At 64.6% G+C, this 23,317-nt stretch carries 11 protein-coding genes; all 11 read left to right on the top strand.

Features of this window, described 5'->3' with window-relative positions; all coding sequences use genetic code 11:
- The first annotated feature begins 103 nt into the window (after window positions 1-103).
- The 11 genes from prpB to pbpC all read left to right on the top strand — a co-directional run bounded on the left by prpB (window position 104) and on the right by pbpC (window position 23,258).
- Entirely contained in the window at window positions 104-1,000 is an 897-nt protein-coding gene (gene prpB / locus LN450_RS15315) for a methylisocitrate lyase (protein WP_011346642.1), read from the top strand.
- A gap of 74 nt (window positions 1,001-1,074) precedes the next feature.
- Window positions 1,075-2,229 carry a bifunctional 2-methylcitrate synthase/citrate synthase gene (gene prpC, locus LN450_RS15310; protein ID WP_011346643.1) on the top strand — a complete coding sequence of 385 codons (1,155 nt, stop codon included), beginning with the start codon at window positions 1,075-1,077 and terminating at the stop codon, window positions 2,227-2,229.
- 152 nt (window positions 2,230-2,381) lie between these two features.
- Complete coding sequence (gene acnD / locus LN450_RS15305) at window positions 2,382-4,976, top strand: Fe/S-dependent 2-methylisocitrate dehydratase AcnD (RefSeq protein WP_011346644.1); 2,595 nt, start codon at window positions 2,382-2,384, stop codon at window positions 4,974-4,976.
- 9 nt (window positions 4,977-4,985) lie between these two features.
- The gene (locus LN450_RS15300; protein ID WP_011346645.1) at window positions 4,986-5,543 is read left to right on the top strand and encodes a hypothetical protein; all 558 of its coding nucleotides are present in this window, start codon (window positions 4,986-4,988) and stop codon (window positions 5,541-5,543) included.
- A 113-nt stretch (window positions 5,544-5,656) separates the two neighbouring features.
- Window positions 5,657-6,856 carry a 2-methylaconitate cis-trans isomerase PrpF gene (prpF, locus tag LN450_RS15295; RefSeq protein ID WP_011346646.1) on the top strand — a complete coding sequence of 400 codons (1,200 nt, stop codon included), beginning with the start codon at window positions 5,657-5,659 and terminating at the stop codon, window positions 6,854-6,856.
- A 515-nt stretch (window positions 6,857-7,371) separates the two neighbouring features.
- Window positions 7,372-9,588, top strand: coding sequence for a TonB-dependent receptor (locus LN450_RS15290; RefSeq protein WP_011346647.1), 2,217 nt, complete (start codon window positions 7,372-7,374; stop codon window positions 9,586-9,588).
- 77 nt (window positions 9,589-9,665) lie between these two features.
- Window positions 9,666-10,670, top strand: a complete 1,005-nt coding sequence (locus tag LN450_RS15285; RefSeq protein ID WP_039416298.1) for a nucleoside hydrolase — start codon at window positions 9,666-9,668, stop codon at window positions 10,668-10,670.
- Window positions 10,671-11,187: 517 nt separating this feature from the next.
- Window positions 11,188-16,089, top strand: coding sequence for an alpha-2-macroglobulin family protein (locus LN450_RS15280; protein WP_011346650.1), 4,902 nt, complete (start codon window positions 11,188-11,190; stop codon window positions 16,087-16,089).
- A 325-nt stretch (window positions 16,090-16,414) separates the two neighbouring features.
- A complete protein-coding gene (locus LN450_RS15275; protein ID WP_011346651.1) occupies window positions 16,415-19,417 on the top strand; it encodes a TonB-dependent receptor in 3,003 nt (1,000 codons plus the stop codon).
- Between the two features lie 142 nt (window positions 19,418-19,559).
- The gene (locus tag LN450_RS15270; protein ID WP_039416304.1) at window positions 19,560-20,507 is read left to right on the top strand and encodes a glycerophosphodiester phosphodiesterase family protein; all 948 of its coding nucleotides are present in this window, start codon (window positions 19,560-19,562) and stop codon (window positions 20,505-20,507) included.
- Window positions 20,508-20,897: 390 nt separating this feature from the next.
- On the top strand, window positions 20,898-23,258 hold the full coding sequence (pbpC, locus tag LN450_RS15265; protein WP_425510712.1) for a penicillin-binding protein 1C: 2,361 nt from the start codon (window positions 20,898-20,900) through the stop codon (window positions 23,256-23,258).
- The last annotated feature ends 59 nt before the right edge of the window (window positions 23,259-23,317 follow it).

The raw sequence follows: 23,317 nt of genomic DNA, 5'->3' as shown, positions 1-23,317 counted from the left end.
TGCATTTTTGCAACAATTGGCGTGTGGGATTGTCATCAAATCAACGACTTGTACTTGGCATGGTGCTTGCGCCTGTACGGTGGATCCCATCCAAGGAACCGCCATGACGTCCTCGTCCACTCCCTCTGCTGGCACGCGGTTTCGCGCTGCACTGGCTGCCGAATCGCCGCTGCAGGTGATCGGCGCGATCAATGCCAACCATGCGCTGCTGGCCCAGCGCGCCGGCTATCGGGCCATCTACCTGTCCGGCGGCGGCGTGGCGGCCGGGTCGCTGGGGTTGCCGGACCTGGGCATCAACACGCTGGAAGACGTATTGATCGACGTGCGCCGCATCACCGACGTGTGCGAGCTGCCGCTGCTGGTGGACGTGGACACCGGCTTCGGGCCGAGCGCGTTCAATATCGAGCGCACCATCAAGTCGCTGATCAAGGCCGGCGCGGGCGGTTGCCATATCGAAGACCAGGTGGGCGCCAAGCGCTGCGGTCATCGGCCGGGCAAGGAGATCGTGAGCCAGGGCGAGATGGTGGATCGGGTCAAGGCCGCGGCCGATGCCAAGACCGATGCGGCGTTCTTCCTGATTGCGCGCACCGATGCAATCCAGATGGAAGGCGTGGATGCGGCGATCGAACGCGCCATCGCCTGCGTGGAAGCGGGTGCGGACGGCATCTTCGCCGAAGCTGCCTACGACCTGGACACCTATAAGCGCTTCGTCGATGCGGTAGGCGTGCCGGTGCTGGCCAACATTACCGAGTTCGGCAAGACCCCGTTGTTTACGCGCGACCAGCTGGCGCAGGCTGGCGTGGCGATCCAGCTGTTTCCGCTGTCGGCATTTCGCGCAGCCAACAAGGCGGCCGAGGCGGTCTATACCGCGATTCGGCACGACGGTCATCAGCAGGGCGTGCTGGACAGCATGCAGACGCGCGAAGAGCTGTACGAACGCATCGGCTATCACGATTACGAGCAGCGCCTGGATGCGTTGTTTGCGCGCAAAGGCGCATGATTGCGCGCTGCTGATCATCTCATTGCCACCTCGCACGCCACACCGCGACACCACACAGTTTGGGAGCTCATCGCATGAACGACACTGCTACTGCTGGTTTCAAGCCGAAAAAGTCCGTTGCCCTGTCCGGCACTGCCGCCGGTAACACGGCCCTGTGCACGGTGGGGCGCAGCGGTAACGATCTGCATTACCGCGGTTACGACATTCTCGATCTGGCCACCACCAGCGAGTTCGAAGAAATCGCGTACCTGCTGGTGCACGGCAAGCTGCCCAACAGCGGCGAGCTGCGCGGTTACAAGGCCAAGCTGCGCTCGCTGCGCGGTGTGCCGGCAGCGGTGAAAACTGCGCTGGAACAGTTGCCGCCGTCGGCGCATCCGATGGATGTGATGCGCACCGGCGTGTCGGTGCTGGGCTGCCTGCAGCCGGAAAAAGACGACCATAACCACCCGGGTGCGCGCGACATCGCCGACAAACTGATGGCCTCGCTCGGTTCGATGCTGCTGTACTGGTATCACTACAGCCACAACGGCAAGCGCATCGAGGTGGAGACCGACGACGATTCCATCGGCGGCCATTTCCTGCACCTGCTGCACGGCTTTGCACCCAAGGATTCGTGGGTGCGCGCGATGCATACCAGCCTGATCCTGTATGCCGAGCACGAATTCAATGCATCCACCTTTGCGAGCCGCGTGATTGCCGGGACCGGCAGCGATATGTACAGCGCCATCGCCGGCGGCATCGGTGCGCTGCGTGGCCCCAAGCATGGCGGCGCCAACGAAGTGGCGTTCGAAGTGCAGAAGCGCTACGACGCCCCGGACGAAGCAGAAGCCGATATCAAGGCGCGGGTGGAACGCAAGGAAGTGGTGATTGGCTTTGGACATCCGGTGTACACGGTGTCGGACCCGCGCAACAAGGTGATCAAGGAGGTGGCGCGCGAGCTGTCCGATGAGCAGGGCAGCCGCAAGATGTACGACATCGCCGAGCGTTTGGAGAGCGTGATGTGGGACATCAAGAAGATGTTCCCGAACCTGGATTGGTTCAGTGCGGTGAGCTACCACATGATGGGCGTGCCGACGGCGATGTTCACCCCCTTGTTCGTGCTGGCGCGCACAGCCGGCTGGAGCGCGCACATCATCGAGCAGCGCATGGACGGCAAGATCATTCGCCCCTCGGCCAATTACACCGGGCCGGAAGATCAGGTGTTCGTGCCGCTGGATCAGCGCAGCTGAGGACGCTTTGCGCAGCCGCTGATTTCTGGGCTTCGGTCGCCTTCCATGAAGGCGATCGGACCTCGCAAGCCAGGTCAGCAGCAAGACCTGCAAACCTCTGCAACGCCAAGTCCGATTCCCGATTCCCCCCGCCCGCTTCGATATCGCCAGCCATGAATAGCCAGTACCGCAAGCCCTTGCCGGGCACCTCGTTGGATTACTTCGATGCACGCGCCGCCGTCGATGCGCTGCAGCCCGGTGCGTATGCAACCTTGCCATACACCGCACGCGTGCATGCGGAGAACCTGGTGCGGCGGGCAGAGCCACAACTGTTGGAGGCGTACCTGCGGCAATTGATCGAGCGCAAGCGCGATCTGGATTTCCCGTGGTTTCCGGCACGGGTGGTGTGTCACGACATCCTGGGCCAGACCGCACTGGTGGATCTTGCGGGCTTGCGCGATGCCATTGCCGAGCAAGGCGGCGACCCGGCGCAGGTCAATCCGGTGGTGCCGGTGCAGTTGATCGTGGATCACTCGCTGGCAGTGGAATACGCCGGCTTCGACAAGCAGGCGTTCGCCAAGAATCGCAGCGTGGAAGATCGGCGTAATGCCGATCGCTTCCACTTCATCGAATGGACCAAGCGTGCGTTCGAGAACATGGAAGTCATTCCGCCGGGGAACGGGATCATGCACCAGATCAATCTGGAGAAAATGTCGCCGGTGATCTACACGCTGGACGGGGTGGCGTTTCCGGATACGTGCGTGGGCACCGACAGCCATACGCCGCACGTGGATGCGCTGGGCGTGATCGCGGTTGGCGTTGGCGGGTTGGAAGCGGAAAACGTGATGCTGGGGCGCGCCTCGTGGATGCGCCTGCCGGACATCGTCGGCGTGGAACTGACCGGCCGGCCGGCGCCGGGCATCACCGCCACCGACATCGTGCTGGCATTGACCGAATTCCTGCGCGCGCAGCGCGTGGTCGGCGCGTATCTCGAGTTTTATGGCGATGGCGCACGCGCACTGACCATCGGCGACCGCGCGACCATTTCCAACATGACGCCGGAATTCGGTGCGACGGCGGCGATGTTCTACATCGACCAGCAAACCATCGATTACCTGCGCTTGACCGGTCGCGACGATGCGCAGGTCGCGTTGGTGGAGACCTATGCGCGGCATACCGGCCTATGGGCAGACGATCTGGCCACCGCGCAGTACGAGCGCGTGCTGCAGTTCGATCTGGCCAGCGTGGTACGCAACATGGCTGGGCCATCCAATCCGCACAAACGCGTGGCCACTACCGAGCTGGCGGATCGTGGGATTGCCGGTGCGTGGGAGCAGGTGCCGGGGCAGATGCCCGATGGCGCAGTGATCATCGCAGCGATCACCTCGTGCACCAATACCTCCAACCCGCGCAATGTCATCGCTGCCGGCTTGCTGGCGCGCAACGCCAATGCACGCGGATTGACCCGCAAGCCGTGGGTGAAGAGCTCGCTGGCGCCGGGGTCCAAGGCCGTGCAGCTGTACCTGGAAGAGGCCGGCTTACTGGGCGAGCTGGAGCAGTTGGGCTTCGGCATCGTGGCGTTTGCCTGCACCACCTGCAATGGCATGAGCGGGGCGCTGGATCCTGCGATCCAGCAGGAAATCATCGATCGCGATCTGTATGCCACGGCGGTGCTTTCGGGCAACCGCAATTTCGACGGGCGCATCCATCCGTATGCCAAGCAGGCGTTCCTCGCCTCGCCGCCGCTGGTGATTGCCTACGCCATTGCCGGCACGGTGCGCTTCGATATCGAGAAGGATGTGTTGGGCATCGACGCCGCCGGCGTGCCGGTCACGCTCAAGGACCTGTGGCCGAGCGATGCCGAGATCGACGCGGTGGTGGCGCGCAGCGTCAAGCCGGAACACTTCCGCAGCGTATACGACCCGATGTTCAAGCGCAGCGTGAGGCAGGGGATCAGCGTGAACCCGCTGTACGACTGGCGCCCGACCAGTACGTATATTCGGCGTCCGCCGTATTGGGAAGGCGCGTTGGCCGGTGCGCGCACGCTACGCGGCATGCGCCCGTTGGCCGTGCTGGGCGACAACATCACCACCGACCACTTGTCGCCGTCGAACGCGATCATGGCCGGCAGTGCGGCCGGGCAATATCTGGCGCAGATGGGCGTGCCGGAGGAGGACTTCAATTCCTACGCCACCCATCGCGGCGACCATCTCACCGCACAGCGCGCCACGTTCGCCAACCCCAAATTGATCAACGAAATGGCGGTGGTCGATGGGCAGGTCAAGGCCGGCTCGCTGGCGCGGCTGGAGCCGGAAGGCCAGGTGCTGCGCATGTGGGAGGCGATCGAAACCTACATGACGCGCAAGCAGCCGCTGATCGTCATCGCTGGCGCCGATTACGGGCAGGGGTCTTCGCGCGACTGGGCGGCCAAGGGCGTGCGGCTGGCCGGTGTGGAGGTGATCGTCGCCGAAGGCTTCGAGCGGATTCACCGCACCAACCTGATCGGCATGGGCGTGCTGCCGCTGGAGTTCAAGCCGGGCACCGATCGCAAGACCCTGGGCATCGATGGCAGCGAAACCTTCGACGTGGTGGGTGAGCGCACGCCCGGCGCCACGCTGACGTTGTCGATCCACCGGCGCAATGGCGAGCAACTGCAGGTGCCGGTGACTTGCCGCCTGGATACTGCAGAGGAAGTGTCGATTTACGAAGCCGGTGGCGTCTTGCAGCGGTTTGCGCAGGACTTTCTTGAGGCAAACAGGGCCGCATAGGGCAGCACCATGGCCGATTCTTCGCGATTGATCTTCATGCTCAAGCCGCCACCGCAGGTGCTTGAAGCGATGGCCGGTGTCGTGGCCGCACACCGCCTGGATGCAATGCTTGCGGACGCGTACTTCGATCCAGGCAACTGGCATCAGTCGGTTTCGGATCGGTTTGAAGGGTCGGCTGCGCGTGCCGCAATGCTGCGCGCGGGCGATCGTCTCGATGCTCAGGCAGTGACGTTCTGCTTGAACAGGATCACCAGTGGCGGAACCGACCCGGTGCATTGGGCATTCCGGGCAGAGGGCACGCCATTTGCCTTCGTTGCATTGCAGGCTGCCATCGCAGCAGCCCTGCGTGCGGAAGGCCTGCATGTTGGGGGCGGACACACGCCGCACGTAACGATCAGCTATGCAGCGCCCGGTAAGCTCAACCAGCCAATCGTGCCCATCATCTGGCACGCCACCGAGGTGCTGTTGGTTGAAGGCGGTGGGCGACCGTATCGCTATGGACCCATCGGATCTTGGCCATTGCGACCTGAGGGGCTCATGCCGGAGCAGACGCAACTGCCGCTATGACCTGAGCAGCAAGGCGTGCCTGCGACTGTCATGGTGACGCTTGACCAGGCCGTACAGATGCATTAGGCAAAATCATTGACATCACGTCCGCACGTCGTTTCCAAGGAACATGCATGGCATTCGCTCCCCAACTCCGCATCCCCGCCACCTACATGCGCGGCGGTACCAGCAAAGGCGTGTTTTTCCGTCTGCAGGATCTGCCCGCGGCCGCGCAGCAACCGGGCGCTGCACGCGATGCGCTGTTGTTGCGGGTGATCGGCAGCCCGGATCCGTATGCCAAGCAGATCGATGGCATGGGCGGTGCTACTTCCAGCACCAGCAAGAGCGTGATCGTGTCGGCCAGCACGCGCGATGGGCATGATGTGGACTACCTGTTCGGGCAGGTGTCCATCGACAGCGCGTTCGTGGATTGGAGCGGCAACTGCGGCAATCTGTCGGCGGCGGTGGGACCATTCGCCATCGCCGGCGGTTTGATCGATCCCGCACGCGTGCCACGCGATGGCGTAGCCACGGTGCGCATCTGGCAGGCCAATATCGGCAAGACGATTGTGGCGCATGTGCCGATGGCCGATGGGCTGGTGCAGGAAACCGGCGACTTTGAACTGGACGGCGTGACCTTTCCAGCAGCCGAAGTGCAGCTGGAATTTCTCGACCCGGCCGACGATGCCGAAGGCGAGGGCGGGGCGATGTTTCCCACCGGCAACGTCATCGATCAACTGGAAATTCCCGGGCTGGGCACGCTCGATGCCACGCTGATCAATGCGGGCATTCCCACCATCTTCGTCAACGCGCGCGACCTGGGCTACACCGGGGCCGAGCTGCAGGACGCCATCAATGGCGACCCGCGCGCCTTGACCATGTTCGAGACATTGCGCGCGCACGGTGCGGTGCGGATGGGTTTGATTGCGAAGGTGGAAGACGCCGCGACACGGCAACACACGCCCAAGGTCGCCTTCGTGGCACCGCCGGCCGACTACACCGCGTCCAGCGGCAAGCCGGTGCACGCGGCCGAAATCGATCTGCTGGTGCGTGCGATGTCGATGGGCAAATTGCATCACGCGATGATGGGCACTGCAGCAGTGGCGATCGGCACCGCTGCAGCCGTGCCGGGCACGCTGGTCAATCTGGCTGCCGGCGGTGCGGCGCGCTCGGCGGTGCGCTTCGGGCATCCATCCGGCACCTTGCGCGTCGGCGCGCAGGCGCAGCTGGTCGAGGGCCAGTGGCAGGTGACCAAGGCGCTGATGAGCCGCAGTGCGCGGGTGTTGATGGAGGGGTGGGTCAGGGTGCCGGCGCCTGTTGCCGAGGTTGGATAGGCCTGCGCAGGGTGTTGGCGCGCGTGGATGCAGGCGACACATGCCTGGCGTGCGAGGCGCTTCATCGGTGCTGGTGTGCGAGATGTGCATCGCGTCGGTCGGGCACGCCTGGTGGCGATGCGGAGCCGGCGTCGCGCTGCCCGCATTAGCCGGATCTGCTCCGCATCGGCTCTTCCAGGCATACGCGTAGAACCCGGAACATCTGCGTTTCAGTCCGGCGTGTGTCCACGCTGGATGGTCATTCCCGATGCCATTGATCGATGTTGTTGCGCCCCCAAGTGATTGGCGCTGGCCACCACAGCGCAGTAAATGGCAGCGTGGCCAGCGTCGCTAACGAGCCTCCGTTTTCGCCATCGTGTAAAACGCACTGCCGTGTTGCATTAATTCGAACGCTATTTCGAATTATGGAAACTTTTTCGCACGCGCCCTGCCATAATTGTGTAAATCGTGTTAATTCTGTTGCACCGCGGCACGCAGGCCGGGCCGCCCCGCCACCAGAATCCGGAGTTCTTCCCATGTCCGCCAGCCGGTCGCTCAAGATCAGCGCGCTTGCCGTTGCCGTCGTTTCCCTTCTTCCGCTCCATGCCGCTGCCCAGCAGACGCCCGGCGACGACGGCGTCGTGCGTCTGGATGCGGTCAAGGTCACGGTCGAGCGGCGTTCGGAAGACTCCAAGGACGTGCCGGTCTCCGCCTCGGTATTGCGCCCGGAGTTCCTGGACGCCATCTCCACCAGCGGTTCGGACATCCGCGTGCTGGCCGGCAAGGCGCCCAGCCTGAACATCGAATCGTCCAACGGCCGTGTGTTTCCGCGCGTGTACATCCGCGGCTACGGCAATACGGACTTCAACACCTACGCCTCGCAGCCGGTGTCGTTGATCTATGACGACGTGGTGCAGGAAAACGCCTTCCTGAAGGGCTTCCCGATCTTCGATCTGGAAGGCCTGGAAGTGCTGCGCGGCCCGCAAGGCACGCTGTTCGGCCGCAACACGCCGGCAGGCGTGGTCAAGTTCAATTCGGTCAAGCCGACCATCGGCGCCAATGACGGCTACGCCAGCCTGTCGTACGGCACCTACGGCACCATGACCCTGGAAAGCGGCCTGAGCATCGCGATGGGCGACCATTGGGCAGCGCGTCTGTCGACCCTGGGCCAGCGCCGCGACGATTGGGTGGAAAACCGCGACGGCCGCGACCTGGAAGGCTATACCGATTCGGCCGTGCGCCTGCAGCTGCTGTACCAGGCCAGCGACGACTTCAGCGCATTGTTCAATGCGCATGCGCGCCATCTGGACGGCACCGCGCGCCTGTTCCGCGCCAACATCATCCAGCCCGGTACCAATCAGCTGGTGGATGGCTTCGATGCGGAAAAATCCTTCATCGACGGTGCCAACCGCCAGGAACTGCAGACCTACGGCGGCAGCGCCAACCTGACCTGGGACCTGGGCGACATCGCGCTGCACTCGATCACCGCCTACGAAGGGATCGGCAAGTACTACAGCCGCGGCGATATCGACGGTGGCTTCGGCGCGGTGTTCGCGCCGCCGTCGGGCCCGGGCGTGATTCCGTTCCCGGTGGAAACCGCCGGCGGCATCAAGAGCCTGGACCAGTACAGCCAGGAAGTGCGCGCCGAATCGCAGTACGACGGCCCGCTCAACTGGCAGGCAGGACTGTACTACTTCCACGACGATGTGGAAGGCGAAAACTACACCTACAACACCCTCAGCGGCGGTGATCTGGCCAGCTATCAGCTGACCCGCCAGCGCAATACCTCCTGGGCGGCGTTCGGCTCGTTGAACTACGCGGCCACCGATCGGTTGAGCCTGCGCGCCGGCATCCGCTACACCTACGACAAGAAAACCTTCGACGTGCTGGCGCTGGACCGCGTCACGCTGGTCGAACCGTCCAGCGGCGAGACCGACAACTCCAAGGTCACCGGCGATCTGGCGGCCACCTTCTCCATCAACGACGCCGTCAATGTGTACGCACGTGCCGCACGCGGTTTCCGCGGCGCCAGCTTCGGCGTGCCGTCGGGCACCGCGCCGCTGACCGTGGCCGAGCCGGAGACGGTGGACTCGTTCGAGGTCGGCATCAAGTCGGACCTGTTCGACAACCGCGCGCGCCTGAGCTTTGACATCTACGATTTCCGCGTGAAGAACCAGCAGCTCACGGCGGTGGGTGGCGCGTCCAACGACATCCGCCTGCTCAATGCCGACAAGACCAAGGCCCGCGGCGCGGAGTTCGATTTCGAAGCCTTGCTCACCCAGAACCTGCGCGTCACCGCCGGCGGCGCCTACAACTGGACCCGCATCGACGACCCGAACCTGTCGGTGGGCATCTGCCGTACCTGCACGGTCACCGACCCGATCAACGCGGCCGGCCGTGCGGTGATCGACGGCAACGACCTGCCGCAGGCAGCCAAGTGGATGGCCAACGCCACCCTGCGTTACGGCATTCCGATGGGCAACGACGGCGAGCTGTTCTTCTACACGGACTGGTCGTACCGCAGTGAAGTGAACTTCTTCCTGTACGATTCCAAGGAATTCACCGGCCAGCCGCTGGTCGAAGGTGGCGCCAAGATCGGCTACAACTGGGGCGCGGGTGCGTACGAGTTGTCGGTGTTCTGCCGCAACTGCACCAATCAGATCCGCGTGACCGGTGCGATCGACTTCAACAACCTCACCGGCTTCATCAACGACCCGCGCATCGTGGGTGCGCAGTTCCGCGCCAACTTCTGATCGGCGTTTTGGTGGAGCACTATCGAACCGCCGGCGATCATGCCGGCGGTTTTTTTTATGGCAGCAGGAGTGGGCAGATGCAGCGGACCTGGCAACGCGCGTGGGTAGCGATGGCGATGTGGTGCGTGGCGACAACCGCGGGGGCGCAGCAGTCGGCCGCGGCCGTGCAATCCACGCTGGCATCGGTGCAGGCCGAGAAAGTGGTGGTGTCTACCGACGTTGGCGACGATATCGACGATGCCTTCGCGTTAGGGCTATTGCTGCGTCGCCCGCAGTTGCAGGTGCTGGGCATCGCATCGGCATGGGGCGACACCGCGTTGCGTGCGCAGTTGCTGCAGCGGTTGTTGCAGCAGGCCGGGCGCAGCGAGATTCCGCTGGCAGCGGGCGCGCGTACCACCAGCACCATCGCCTTCAGCCAGGCGCGCTGGGCGGCCAAGGGGCAGTTGCCGGCGGCACTGCCGGATGCGGCCGCGATGATCCTGCAGCAGGCGCGCCAGCATCCGGGCGAGGTCACCTTGATGGTATTGGGGCCGATGACCGATGCGGCGCTGGCGCAGCAACGTGACCCGGCCGGCTTTGCCAAGCTCAAGCGTGTGGTGGCGATGGGCGGATCGGTGCGGGTGGGTTATGGCAAGTCTGCGTATCGTCCGGCCAGTGCGCCGGCGCCGGAGTACAACATCCTGGCCGATGTGCCGGCAGCGCAGCGCGTGTTCTCATCTGGTGTGCCAATCGTGCTGTTGCCACTGGATGCCACGCAGATCACCCTGGAAGAACCCGAGCGCATCGCACTGTTTGCGCATGGCGACGGGCTGACCGATGCGCTCACGCAGCTGTACTACCAGTGGCGCAACACCGACCAGCCCTGGGCCAGTGCCACGCCCACGTTGTTCGATGTGGTGCCGGTGGCCTGGTTGCTACGCCCGGCGCTGTGCCCGACCACGCCGTTGCATCTGGACGTGGATGCGCAAGGCTATACCCGCGAAGGGGCTGGTGCGCCCAATGTGCAGGCCTGTTTGCACGTGGACAAGCCGGCGCTGATCGAGATGTACATGCGTGCGTTGTTGGAGTTGCACGGAGAATGAGGAACACAAAGAGTCATGCCTGATCCCGCGGCGAGTGCTTCTTTGCAGCTCTTTGTGATCTAGCCAAAAGCCGGGTTGGTCGACAGCGCGGTGCCCTCACCGATCACGGGACACGCCGTGAACCCGTCCATCGGTCCCGCAGGCGGTGAGGGCACCGCGCTAAACAGTTGGCTGCTGACCAACTGAAAGCGGGTCACTTCGCTCGCGTGCTGCCGTGGATCGATTGTTTGGCATTCGATGGACGCGATGACAGAACGAGCGAGGCCCTGCAGGCAAGTCGCAGTCCAGCTGCCTGCGCCAGGCGGCATGACGTGGTTCGGCGGTCGCTCCAAGCGCGGTTACCAGACCACTGCGCTCACCGCCAGTCTGCCATCGCATCGCTCGCCAGCAGCGCACGCTTGCCGCCCATCGGCAAGCAGCCACGTCGTCGCATCGGCGCCATCAGCCAGATGCGCAGCGTCGTTATACTTGCGTTCTCACATTGCGAGTAGCACGAATGGACAGCCAGGGATCACGGATGATGCGGTCGGGCACGCGGCGGGTTGTGCTGTGGGCGGTGTTGCTGGCCGTGGCGATCGGCGCGGTGGCGTGCAAGCGCAACGAAAGCGGTCAGCTACCCGCCGCCAGTGGCGAGGCGATCAAGGCCGAAAAGCAGGCCATCACCGGTTTCGCGCTGGCGCGTGCCTATCCCGACCAGACCAGCGACGGCCTGTCGCTGGCACTGGAATTCTCGCGGCCACTGGTCGGCACGCAGGATTTCGATGCGCTGGTGCGCTTCGAAGAAAAGGTGGGCACGGGCGACAGTAGCTGGACGCTGTCCGAGGACGGCAAGACGCTGCGCTACCCGTACGTCGAAGCGGCCAAGGACTACACCGTCCTGGTCGACGCCAACCTGCTGGCCGCCGACGGCAGCCGCCTGGGCAAGCCACTCAAGCAAAAGGTCTACACCGGCGAACTCAAGCCTGTGGCCGGGTTCGCTTCGCAGGGCAGCGTGCTGCCGGCGCGCGAGAGCCGTGGCCTGCCGGTGGTGTCGGTGAACGTGCCGGAAGTGGACGTCGAGTTCCTGCGCGTGCGCGAGAAGTCGCTGCCGGCGTTCTTCCAGCAGTTCCAGCGTGGCGGGCGCCGTGGCAGCTGGGATCTGGAGAGCGAATACAGCGGCAACCAGCCGTTGTCCAAGCTGGCCGACCCGGTCTACGTCAATCGCTTCATCCTTGGCGGCAAGCAGAACGAGCGTGTGCTGACCTACCTGCCGACGCAGGACATCAAGGAGCTGCAGGAACCGGGTTTGTATTTCGCGGTGATGAAGCGCGCCGGCAGTTTCGAGAACGAATTCGACACCGCGTTCTTTACCGTCAGCGACATCGGCCTGCATACGCGCGCCTACAAGGACAAGTTGTTCGTCCACACCGCCTCGTTGCAGAGCGGCGAGCCGGTCAAGAACGTGGAGCTGCGCATCCTCGATGCCAAGGGCGAGTTGTTCCTGAAAGGGGCGACCGACGGTAACGGCAATGCGCTGCTCAACTACACGCTCGACGCCGGCCATGTGCTGACCGCACGCAGCAAGACCGACATTACGCTGCTGCCGTTCAACCAGCCCGCACTGGATCTGAGCGAGTTCGCCGTGGCCGGGCGCCAGGGCGCGTGGTTCGATGTGTTCGCCTGGGCCGGTCGCGATCTGTATCGCCCCGGCGAGACCATGCGCGTCTCGGCGATCCTGCGCGACAACGACGGCAAGCCGACCAAGCCGCAACCGGTGTTCCTGCGTCTGAAGCAGCCGGACGGCAAGACCTTCCGCGAGACCAAACTGCTGCCGGGCGAGCAGGGCTACTTCGAATTCGCCCAGCAGATCCCGGCCGACGCACCGACCGGCCGTTGGCAGGTGGAATTTCGCACCGATCCGGCCAGCAAGGATGCCGTGCAGGGCATGACCGTGCGCGTGGAAGAGTTCCTGCCCGAGCGCATGAAGCTGGACCTGGACAGCACGCAAAAGACCTTGAGCGCCGGCCAGCCGTTCAAGCTGGTGGCCAATGCCGCGTATCTGTACGGCGCACCGGCCGCTGGCAACCGTTTCACCGCCAAGCTGGCAGTGAGCGTCGAGCAGCATCCGCTCGAAGCGTTGCCCGGCTGGTTCTTCGGCGACCCCACGCTGGAGCTGCCGCGCGAAGCCAGGGATGTGATCGACACCGAATTCGGTGGCGACGGCATCCTGCGCGAAGACATCGCATTGCCGGACGAGGCCAAGCCGGTCAGCACGATTGCCGCGGTCGTCTCCGGCAGCGTGTACGAAACCGGCGGGCGCACGGTCACCCGCACCCTCAAGCGCGTGCTGTGGCCGGCCAAGGCCCTGGTCGGCGTGCGCCCGTTGTTCGACGACGCCGACGGCGCCGATGCCAATGGGACGGCGCGCTTCGAAGTGACCCGCGTGGATGCCGATGGCAAGCCGCAGCCGGCCAAGGGCCTGAAGGTCACGCTGGTGCGCGAGCTGCGCGATTACCACTGGAACTACACCGACAACCACTGGGATTACGACTTCACCCGTCGCTTCGAAAACAAGGACACGCGCACGCTGGATGTGGGCAGCGTCAATGCCAAGATCGATTTCCCGGTGGAGTGGGGCGAGTACCGCCTGGACGTATTCGACCCGGCGAGCGGGCTGACCACGCGTTACCCGTTCCGCGCCGGCTGGAGCTGGAACGAAGAAAACCGTGGCCTGGATGCGCGCCCGGACAAGGTCAAGCTGGCGCTGGACAAGACCGGCTACCGCGCCGGCGACACGCTCAAGGTCACGCTGACCCCGCCGCATGCCGGCAAGGGCGTGCTGCTGGTGGAAAGCGACAAGCTGTTGTACGTGCAGGACATCGACGTCAAGCCCGGCAGCAGCTTCGAGATTCCGGTGACCGAGGCGTGGGAGCGCCACGATGTGTATGTCACCGCACTGGTCTTCCGCGGCGGCAGTGCGCCCAGCAAGATCACCCCGGCACGCGCGGTGGGCGTGGCCTATGTGCCGATGGACCGCAAGGCGCGGCGGGTGGCGGTGGGCTTGTCCGCGCCCAAGCAGATGCGGCCCGAGCAGCCGTTGCCGGTGACGGTGAGCGTGCCCGAACTGGCGGGCAAGGCCGCGCACGTGACCATTTCGGCAGTGGACGTGGGCATCCTCAACATCACCCGTTTCCCGGTGCCCGATGCCAACGCACAGTTCTTCGCGCAGCGTCGTCTGGGGACCGATGCGTACGACATCTATGGGCGTGTGATCGAAAGTTTCGAAGGCGCCAGCGGCAAGCTGAAGTTCGGCGGCGACATGGCGCTGGAAGCCTTGCCGCAGGCCAAGCGCCCGACCGCGCGCGTGCAGACGGTTGACCTGTTTTCCGGCTCGGTAAAACTCGACGCAAAGGGCAATGCGCGCGTGCAACTGCCGGTGCCGGATTTCAACGGCACCTTGCGCGTGTCGGCGTTGGTGTACTCGGATACCCGTTACGGCAACCGCGATATGGAAACCATCGTGCGTGCGCCGATCCTGGCCGAAGCCAGCATGCCGCGCGTGATGGCACCGGGCGACCGCAGCACGGTGACGCTGGACGTGCAGAACTTCACCGGCAAGCCGGGCGAATTCAACGTGCGTGTGGAGGGCATTGGCCCGCTCGCCATCGGCGAGGCGTCGCGCAGCGTCAAGCTCGGCGTGGACGCCAAGCAGACGCTGAGCTTCCCGCTGAGCGCCACCGAAGGCTATAGCGTTGCCAAGGTGCGCGTGCGCGTGGATGGCAATGGCTTCAAGGCCGACCGCAGCTACGAGCTGCCGGTGCGCGCCGGCTGGCCACAGGTGTTGCGGGCACAGACCCGCGTGCTCGACCCGCTGGCGCCGATCACCCTGGACAGCGGCTTTGCCGATGGCCTGATGGCTGGGTCGGTGACCGCGCGCATGGTGGTCAGCGCGTTGCCGCCGATTCCGTTCGCCAGCGCATTGCAGGGCGCGTTGGAGTATCCGTACGGCTGCGCCGAGCAGACCACCAGCAAGGGCTATGCGGCGCTGCTGCTCGACGATGCCACCGCCAGAACGCTCGGCACCAAGGGGCTGGAGGCGGCCAAGCGCCGCGAGCGCATGGAAGGCGCGTTCGGGCGTCTGGCGTCGATGCAGATCGCCAGCGGGCATTTTTCGATGTGGGGCGACGATGGCCACGTCAATCCGGGCCTGACCCCATACATTGCCGAATTCCTGCTCGACGCCAAGGACGCCGGTTTTGCGGTGCCCGACACGGTGCTGCAGAAGGCGCTCAATCGCCTGAGCGAAGATCTGTTGTCTGGTGGCAACGAGTTCTATGGGCAGGACCGTCGCGACAACTTGAAGTTCGCCAATCAGGCCTGGTCCGGCTACGTACTGGCACGCGTCAACCGCGCGCCGCTGGGCACGCTGCGCGCGCTGTACGACAACCAGCGCGACAAGGCGCTGACGGGCCTGTCGCTGGTGCATCTGGGCATCGCCTTGTCGCTGCAGGGCGATACCAAGCGTGGCGATGCGGCGATCAAGGCCGGGTTTGCCAAGGACAGCAGCGAGCGTCCGCCGTACTTCGGCGATTACGGCAGCGCGATCCGCGACGACGCGTTGATGATGGCGTTGCTGCACGAACGCGGTTTGTCCAAGCCCGAGTACGACACCCGCGCGGTGGCCCTGGGCCGCGCGCTGGATGCACGTCGTGCGACCGGTTGGTTGTGGCTGAGCACGCAGGAGCAAGTGGCGCTTGCGCGGTTGGGCAAGGCGTTGATGGCCGGGCAGGGCAAGCAGGTGTCCGGCAGCTTGACGGTGGGCGACCAGGTACAGCAGATCGCACCGGCACGCGTGTTCGGGCGCAGTTTCGACAGTGCCGCCCTGGCGCGCGGCGTGCAGTTCGCGCCACAAGGCGAGGCGCCGATGTACGCCAGCCTGGAAGTGGCCGGCATTCCGCGCAGCGCACCGGAACCGGACACGCGCAATCTCAGCGTGGAGCGCAGCTGGTACACCACCGACGGCAAGCCGTGGACCCCGCGTCCACTCAAGGAAGGCGAAGCGTTGATCGTGCGCGTCAGCATCACTGCCAACACCAGCATGCCCGACGCCTTGCTCACCGACCTGTTGCCGGCCGGTTTGGAAATCGAGAATTTCAATCTCGGCGATGCCAAGCAATGGGCCGACGTGGTGGTGGACGGCATTGGCATCAGCGAGCGGTCCAGCGCCGCCGACGTCAAGCACGAAGAGTTCCGCGACGACCGCTATGTGGCCGCGCTGGCGCTGTCTTCGGGCAGCAAGGCGCAGGTGTACTACCTGGTGCGTGCCGTCACCCCGGGGACCTACACGGTGCCGCCCTCGCTGGTGGAAGACATGTACCGGCCGGAGCTGCGTGGTGTGGGGCGCAGCACGCCAGCCACGATGACGGTGGTGCAGCCGTAAGGTGACGCGTTCGCTCTTCTCCGTCGGGAGAAGGGGCCCTGCCAGGGGCGGATGAGGGGACGAGCGAAGCCTGGTGCCGTTGGCATGGCATGAGTGGCTTCGCCCGTACCCTCACCCCAACCCCTCTCCCGCAAGTAGAGGGGCTTTTGCAGCGTGCTTGCGATGTTTCCCGGTAGCCGCTGAGTGCTTGCTTCGCATGCAGCGATATCGCTGCGCCTTGTCTTTTCGGTGCGATGGTAGCGACACGCAAAGGTCATTTTTACGCTCTACGGTGGCGTGCTTTCTCATCAGCGCAGCATGATTGCTGCGCGACTTACGGGATTCCATGCAGCGCTTCGATCCGTACCGTATGCACCTGTCCGTTCTCGCTGTGGCCATCGCAGCATGCTCGCCTGGCGTGCAGGCTCAAAGTGTCGCTACCTCATCCGACTCCGCGCGCCTGGCGTCATCGATGCGCCCAGCCGGTGCTTCATCCAACGAAAGCCAGCGACCTGTCGAGACAGCGTCAGCCTTTGAAAAACTCTCTGGCCTCGCGACCGCAGCCTCGCCGAGCGACGCACCCAACAGCGACGCACCTAGCAGAGATGCAACTGCCGCAGACATCGCCAAAACCGGCGTACAAACCCTCGATGCCATGCAGGTCACCGGCGTGCGCCGCGCCAACGCGGCTGCGGTGGAAAGCAAGCGTGCGGCCACCAATATCACCGATGTGATCAGCGCCACCGACGTGCGTGCCTTGCCCGACAGCACCATCGTTGAGGCATTGCGGCGCGTGCCGGGCTTGTCCGTCTTGCCTGCCACCGACAACGAGCATCCGCGCGATGAAGCGGCCACGCCGGTATTGCGTGGCCTGGGGCCGTCATACAACAACGTCACCATCGACGGGCTCACCATCGCCTCGCCCGGTACACCGAACGGCACGCTCGGTTCGATCACCCGCGGTGTGCGCCTGGATCTGTTGCCGGCCTCGATGGTCAGCGAATTGCAGGTGGTCAAGACCTTCACGCCCGACCTGGACCCCAACGCCACCGGCGGTGCGATCAACCTGAAAACCCGCAGCGCGTTCGAAAACGGCGGCAAGCCGTTCTTCAGCGCCGAGGCGGCGCTAGGCCACGCCAACGATGTGGGCAAGCCGCGCGATCAGGACGATCCGGGCTATCGCGTCAACGCCACCGGCAGCCGCACCTTCGGTAGCGAGCAGCAGTACGGTCTCACCGTGTCTGCCAACTATCAAACGCTGAGCAGCTACACCGAAACCCATATGACCACCGACACGGTGCACTACGGGTTCTACGACAACAGCGGTGTGTTGCAGACCGGCGACAATCTCGGCAATGGCTGGGCGGTGCCGCAGCAGGATAAATACTGGTACGTGCAAGATCAGCGCGACCGTTATGGCCTCACCGGCAAGTTCGAGATGCGGCCCAGTGCGGCGCTCGAAGCCTACGCCATGGCCGGCTACTACTATTTCAAGGACGACATGGAGCGCAACGAGGTCATCATCGACCCGCGCAACCGTGGCCAGGTCTTCAATCAAACCGCAACCTCCGGCAGTTATCCCGGTGGCGACATCGAGGTGGGCTATTCGAACCAGATCGTCACCACGCGTACCAAGGTGGCGCAGCTGGGAACGATCTGGCGGCCCACCGATCGCCAACAGCTTTCCGCGCGTGGCGCGTGGTCGGATGCGACCTATGACGAGCCGATTCGCATGATCAAGTACGCCACCGGCATCACGCGTCCGGCACCGGTGCCGGTGGGCCAGACCGGCAGTGGCGTGACCATCAATGCCACGCCCAATTATGCGTTCAATTACGACACTTCCGGCCTGGATCAACGCTTCGGCGTGTCGCCGCAGGCGTATGACGACCTGGACAATTACAGCCTGTCGTACTGGCGCCCGGACTATAAACGCACCGCGTCCGACCGCATCCTCACCGGTCGGCTCGATTACGGTTTCAACCAAGGCGAAAGCGATCAAGGCATCGGTTTTGCGGCAGGCGTGTCGTATACCACCGACAAGCCGTCCTATGAGATCTATCGCGTCGAGTATCAGCCCAATACGACGGCGCCGGCGTTCGGCCTGGCCGACGTGGTAGGCACCGGCAGGGCGCCGATGCGCTATGCCGGTTTGAACCTGCTGAGCATCGACCCGAACAAGGCCAATCGCGTGCTGGCGGCCACGCCGTTGAGCGCATTCAACAGCACCGACCAGCAGGCCTTCAGCAACCAGGATAATTTCACGCATACCGAAAAAATCTTCGGCAGCTATGGCTTGGTCAGCTATCGCAGCGATCGCTTGAACGCGCAGGCCGGTGTGCATTTCGACAGCACCAAGCTCGACACGGTGGGCCGCCAGCGGCAGCTGGATGCGGCAACCAATCACTACGTGTACGTCGATAACCCGACCAGTGCGGATTACGACTATCTGCTGCCTTCGGCGGTGATGACCTATCACCTGACCGATGCGCTGGATCTGCGTGCCGGTGCAAGCCGCACGTTGGGCCGCCCGCCGTACGACGCCTATGCGGCGCGCACCTCCATCGGCTTTGTCAATACGACAGACGCCGGCAACCCGAATGCGCAGGGCGTCACCGTCACCATCGGCAACCCCGACATCAAGCCGCGCGTATCCAACAACCTGGACCTGTCGCTGGAATGGCGCCTTCCCGGCGATTTCGATGCGTTCGCATCCGCTGCCGTCTTCGACAAACATATCCAGGACGAGATCTTCACGCTCTCGCGCACCGATAGCTTCACCTTCGACGGCACCACGTATGCGAATGCGTTGATCAGCACACCGGCCAATGCCGCCAAGGCGCGCATCCGTGGTGTGGAGTTCAACGGCATCGTCAACACGTTAGGGCCGGTCGCGCCGTGGTTGAGCGGCGTCGGTTTCAGCGCAAACCTCGCATTGCTCGATGGCAGCCTGGACGTGCCTTACAGCGTCGGTAGCGGCAGCAGCCTGACCCAGCGCGAGCGCACGCTCGACAATCTGGTCGGTCAGCCCGATTACACCGCCAACGCGACGCTGTTCTACAACACCGGTGGGCTGGAACTGCGTGCGGCCTACAACCGACAAGGCAAGGCGCTGCGCGCGGTCGTCAGCAATATCGCCTGGCAGGACCTGTATTGGTCGCCGCGTTCGCAACTGGATTTCACCGCCACCTATGCGGTGAGCAAGCAGTTGAGCCTGATCGGCCAGGTCAGCAACATCACCCACAGCCGCATCACCAGCGTGACCGGCCCCGGGCAGAATCTGCTCAAGGACAGTTACTCGGTGCCCACCACCTATTGGGTGGGTCTGCGGTTCACGCCCACGTTGTGAGGTCAGCCGGGCAAGAGGTGGCGGAGCCTGCCATCCTGAAATCGATGCCTGCCGTCCACCCGCTTAATTTCAGCCGCGTGTGCGACGCGGCAACGCCGGTCCGCCGCGCTACCGTTTGCAAACATCTGCTTGGAGTTGTTCGATGACATCACGCCCCATTGCCGTCCTCGCCGCCGTGCTGTGCACAGTCGTGACCACTGCAGCAAGTGCCGCACCGACAGGCGTGGCCGCGATCCAGGCGCGCCTGACCAACCCGCAGGGCGGCCTCGTCGTGGTGGCGCACCGCGGATGTCATGCCGCCGCGCCACAGCATGGCTTCACCGAGACCGCGCCGGAAAATTCGCTGGCGGCGTTGGAGCGCTGCATCGCCATCGGCGCCGATGTGATGGAAACCGATGTGCGGCGTGCCGCCGACGGCAGCCTGGTGATGCTGCATGACGCCACCGTGGACCGCACCACCGATGGCACCGGCAAGCTCTCCGAGTTGACCCTGGCCGATCTGCAGAAGCTACGCCTGCGCAGCGACGAAGGCGGTGCACAGGCACCGCTGACCGACCAGCGCGTGGTCACGCTCGAGCAGATGCTGGCCAAGGCCAAGGGGCACATCCTGCTCAACCTGGATGTCAAAGACGCGATCTACGTGCAGGTGATCGAGGCGGTCGCACGCGCCGGCATGCAGCATCAGGTGATCGTCAAGGCCGAAGCCGGTATTTCTACCGCGCCACTGGCTGTGATGCCGCCCTTCAACACCGTGTACTTCTTCCCGATCCTGATCAACGCGCATGGCAATGCCGATCTTGCGGCCATTGCAACGGCACAGACGCGCAATGCGCGTCCGATGGCATTCGAGTTACCCAAGATGACTGCCGCGCAATTGCCGGCCCTGGCAGCGGTGAGCAAGGCGCACAACGTGCGGCTGATGGTCAATTCGTTATGGGAAGGCTTCATTGCCGGCTATGGCGGCGATGCGGACGCCGAGCGCGACCCTGACAAGGTCTGGGGCCGGATGTACCGCGACGGTGTGTCGATCATCCAGACCGATGCACCGGAAGCCTTGTTGCGCTACCGCGCCACGTTGGAAAAGCGCTGAGCGGAAGCAACTAGGCCGCCGTCCCAAGCGGCGGCAACCAGGTCTGGCACGGCGCGCTGTGCACCAGACAACTCGACGGACGAGACATAACGTCTACCGAAGTGCGCACGTGGGCATCGCCACCAGCTGCCGCCAATGCGTGCTGCTGCCGAAGTGCGCCGGCCGCGCCTTCGGCGTGAGCGGCTGATCATCGCAGTCACCTGCATGCGGTGGCCACAGGTAGGATCAGACGGTTGCGCGCAGGCAGGTCCGCATGTCGCTCACGGGCTGTGCCTGGCCTTGCGCCCGTCGCTTGTCCGGCTGGCTGTGCGGCTGATCGCGCTGCCGATACGCCAGGCCCGAGCCGCGTAGGAGTGGCCGAAACGCGTTTTGCCTTGCATGCTTTGCGCAATGGATGAACAGCCGCAGGCACCAACAGGGATGGACCGCACGCAGCCGCGCCCGCAAGCGCCGAACCATCAGGCCCGCAACCGACGCCGCTGGCTGCGGTGGCTGCGCTTGAGTGCGGCGGCCTTGCTGAGCGTCATGCTGCTGCTCGATCTGGCTTTTCCATTGCCGTTGCCCAAGTCCCGCGATACCTCCACGTTGGTGGTTGCGCGCGACGGCACGCCGTTGCGTGCATTCGCCGACCGTCATGGCGTATGGCGCTATCCCGCCACGCCGCAGAGCGTCTCGCCGCTGTATTTGCAGGCGCTGCTGAACTACGAAGACCGCTGGTTCTGGCGTCACCCGGGCGTCAATCCCTGGGGTCTGCTGCGTGCCGGTGGGCAGTGGATCGGGCAGGGCCACATCGTGTCCGGCGGCTCCACACTGACCATGCAGGTGGCACGCATCCTGGACCCGCATACGCGCACACCGTGGGGCAAGGCCAAGCAATTGTTGCGCGCGTTGCAGCTGGAAGCGCACCTGAGCAAGCACGAGATTCTGATGCTGTATCTGGAGCGTGCGCCCTATGGCGGCACCATCGAAGGGGTGGAGGCGGCCAGCTGGGCGTATCTGGGCAAGCCGGCCAGGGCCTTGTCGCACGCCGAGGCCGCGTTGCTGGCGGTATTGCCGCAGTCGCCCAGCCGGTTGCGCCCGGACCGTCATCCCGAAGCCGCGCAGGTGGACGATGCGCGCATCGAACCGGTGGTCACCCGCTCGCTCAAACCACCGTTGCATGCGGCCTTGCTGGCGCAGCGCCTGCACAGTGCGCAGCCGCGTGCGGCGCGTATCGTCACCACGCTGGATGTGGAATTACAGCGCACGCTGGAAGAGCGCGTGTCCACGTATTTTTCGCAGCTGCCGGAGCGCACTTCCGCGGCATTGTTGGTGGTGGACAACGCCACCATGGAGGCGCGCGCCTATGTGGGCTCGGCCAGTTTCGGCGACCGCAAGCGCCTGGGTCATGTCGACATGGTGCAGGCATGGCGCTCGCCCGGCTCCACGCTCAAGCCCTTCCTGTATGGCATGGCGCTGGACGATGGCCTGATCCATTCCGAAAGCCTGCTGGTGGATGCGCCGCAGAGCTTTGGCGACTACCGGCCCGGCAACTTCGATGCGGCGTTCAACGGCCCGGTGAGCGCGGCCACGGCGTTGCGGCTGTCGTTGAACGTACCGGCGGTGGATCTGCTTGATCGCATTGGCCCGGCGCGCTTTGCTGCGCGACTGTCCAATGCCGGGATTGCGCTGCATTTCCCCTCCGGCAGCACGCCGTCGCTGGCCTTGATACTGGGCGGCACTGGCGCACAGTTGCAGGAGTTGGTGGGCGCGTTCGCCGCGCTCAATCGCGGCGGCATTGCCGGACGTGTGCGCTATACGCCGGATGACGCGCGCATTGATCGGCGCCTGATGTCGCCGGGTGCAGCGTGGATCGTGCGCGAAATCTTGCAAAGTAATCCGCGGCCCGGATACGGCAGCGGTACTTTCGACACTACTGCACGCCCAGGCGTGGCGTGGAAGACCGGCACCAGTTACGGCTACCGCGATGCATGGGCCATTGGCGGAACGCGGCGTTACACCGTCGGCGTCTGGGTAGGACGGCCGGACGGCACCCCGTTGCCGGGCCAATACGGTGCGGTCACCGCATTGCCGTTGATGTTCGAAGTCATCGATGCTTTGCCCCGCAGTGCTGGCGACAGTGCGCCATTGCCGATGCCGTCCTCGGTGCAGGCAATCGACATCTGCTGGCCGCTGGGCGGCGCTGCCGATCAGACGCCACCGGCTCTGTGCGCACGTCGTGCCGATGCATATGCACTCGACGGTGCGGTGCCACCCACCTTTGCCGAGCGCGATGCGCGCCTTTGGCAAAGCGGGCAGGTGCGCTTCGAGGCCGATGCGCGCAGCGGTCAGCGGTTGTCGCAGGAATGCAGCCAACCGCATGCGCGTGCACCGCGCGCGGTGGCGCGTTGGCCAGCGTTGGTCTCGCCCTGGCTCAGTACATCCGAACGCGCCGCCGCACAACTGCCGCCGTTGGCTGACGATTGCATGCCGGACGGGCGCATGACCGGTGGCGGGGTGCTACGCATCGACGGCTTGAGCGACCGCGCCACGCTTGCGCGGGCCAACGACGCCGCGCACCCGGTGCGGTTGCAGTTACGTGCGCTGGGCAGCGAGGCGCGAATCGATTGGCTGCTGGATGGCCGCTGGATTGCGCAAACCACCGGAAGACAAGGGTTTCAGCGCGATTTCGAAGAAGTGGGTTTGCACACGCTCACCGCAATGGCCAGCGATGGCGCATGGACGCAGGTGCGCTTTCGCGTGTTGCGCTGACCGGGTCGCCAACCAGGTGCGGCCGCCCCGTGCTTGGCGGCAGACCTGCTGCGCACGAC

The sequence above is a fragment of the Xanthomonas euvesicatoria pv. euvesicatoria genome (genome assembly GCF_020880415.1).
Classification (GTDB): Bacteria; Pseudomonadota; Gammaproteobacteria; order Xanthomonadales; family Xanthomonadaceae; genus Xanthomonas; species Xanthomonas euvesicatoria.
Note: the sequence above shows the minus strand (reverse complement) of the source record. Positions and strands in the feature narration are given on the sequence as shown.

Bases quoted from the DNA above. Each gene is read 5' to 3' on its own strand.
- LN450_RS15275 (WP_011346651.1), top strand. From the start codon at position 16,415: ATGCAGCGCTTCGATCCGTACCGTATGCACCTGTCCGTTCTCGCTGTG.
- pbpC (WP_425510712.1), top strand. From the start codon at position 20,898: ATGGATGAACAGCCGCAGGCACCAACAGGGATGGACCGCACGCAGCCG.
- prpC (WP_011346643.1), top strand. From the start codon at position 1,075: ATGAACGACACTGCTACTGCTGGTTTCAAGCCGAAAAAGTCCGTTGCC.
- LN450_RS15270 (WP_039416304.1), top strand. From the start codon at position 19,560: ATGACATCACGCCCCATTGCCGTCCTCGCCGCCGTGCTGTGCACAGTC.
- LN450_RS15300 (WP_011346645.1), top strand. From the start codon at position 4,986: ATGGCCGATTCTTCGCGATTGATCTTCATGCTCAAGCCGCCACCGCAG.
- LN450_RS15285 (WP_039416298.1), top strand. From the start codon at position 9,666: ATGCAGCGGACCTGGCAACGCGCGTGGGTAGCGATGGCGATGTGGTGC.
- prpB (WP_011346642.1), top strand. From the start codon at position 104: ATGACGTCCTCGTCCACTCCCTCTGCTGGCACGCGGTTTCGCGCTGCA.
- LN450_RS15280 (WP_011346650.1), top strand. From the start codon at position 11,188: ATGATGCGGTCGGGCACGCGGCGGGTTGTGCTGTGGGCGGTGTTGCTG.
- prpF (WP_011346646.1), top strand. From the start codon at position 5,657: ATGGCATTCGCTCCCCAACTCCGCATCCCCGCCACCTACATGCGCGGC.
- acnD (WP_011346644.1), top strand. From the start codon at position 2,382: ATGAATAGCCAGTACCGCAAGCCCTTGCCGGGCACCTCGTTGGATTAC.
- LN450_RS15290 (WP_011346647.1), top strand. From the start codon at position 7,372: ATGTCCGCCAGCCGGTCGCTCAAGATCAGCGCGCTTGCCGTTGCCGTC.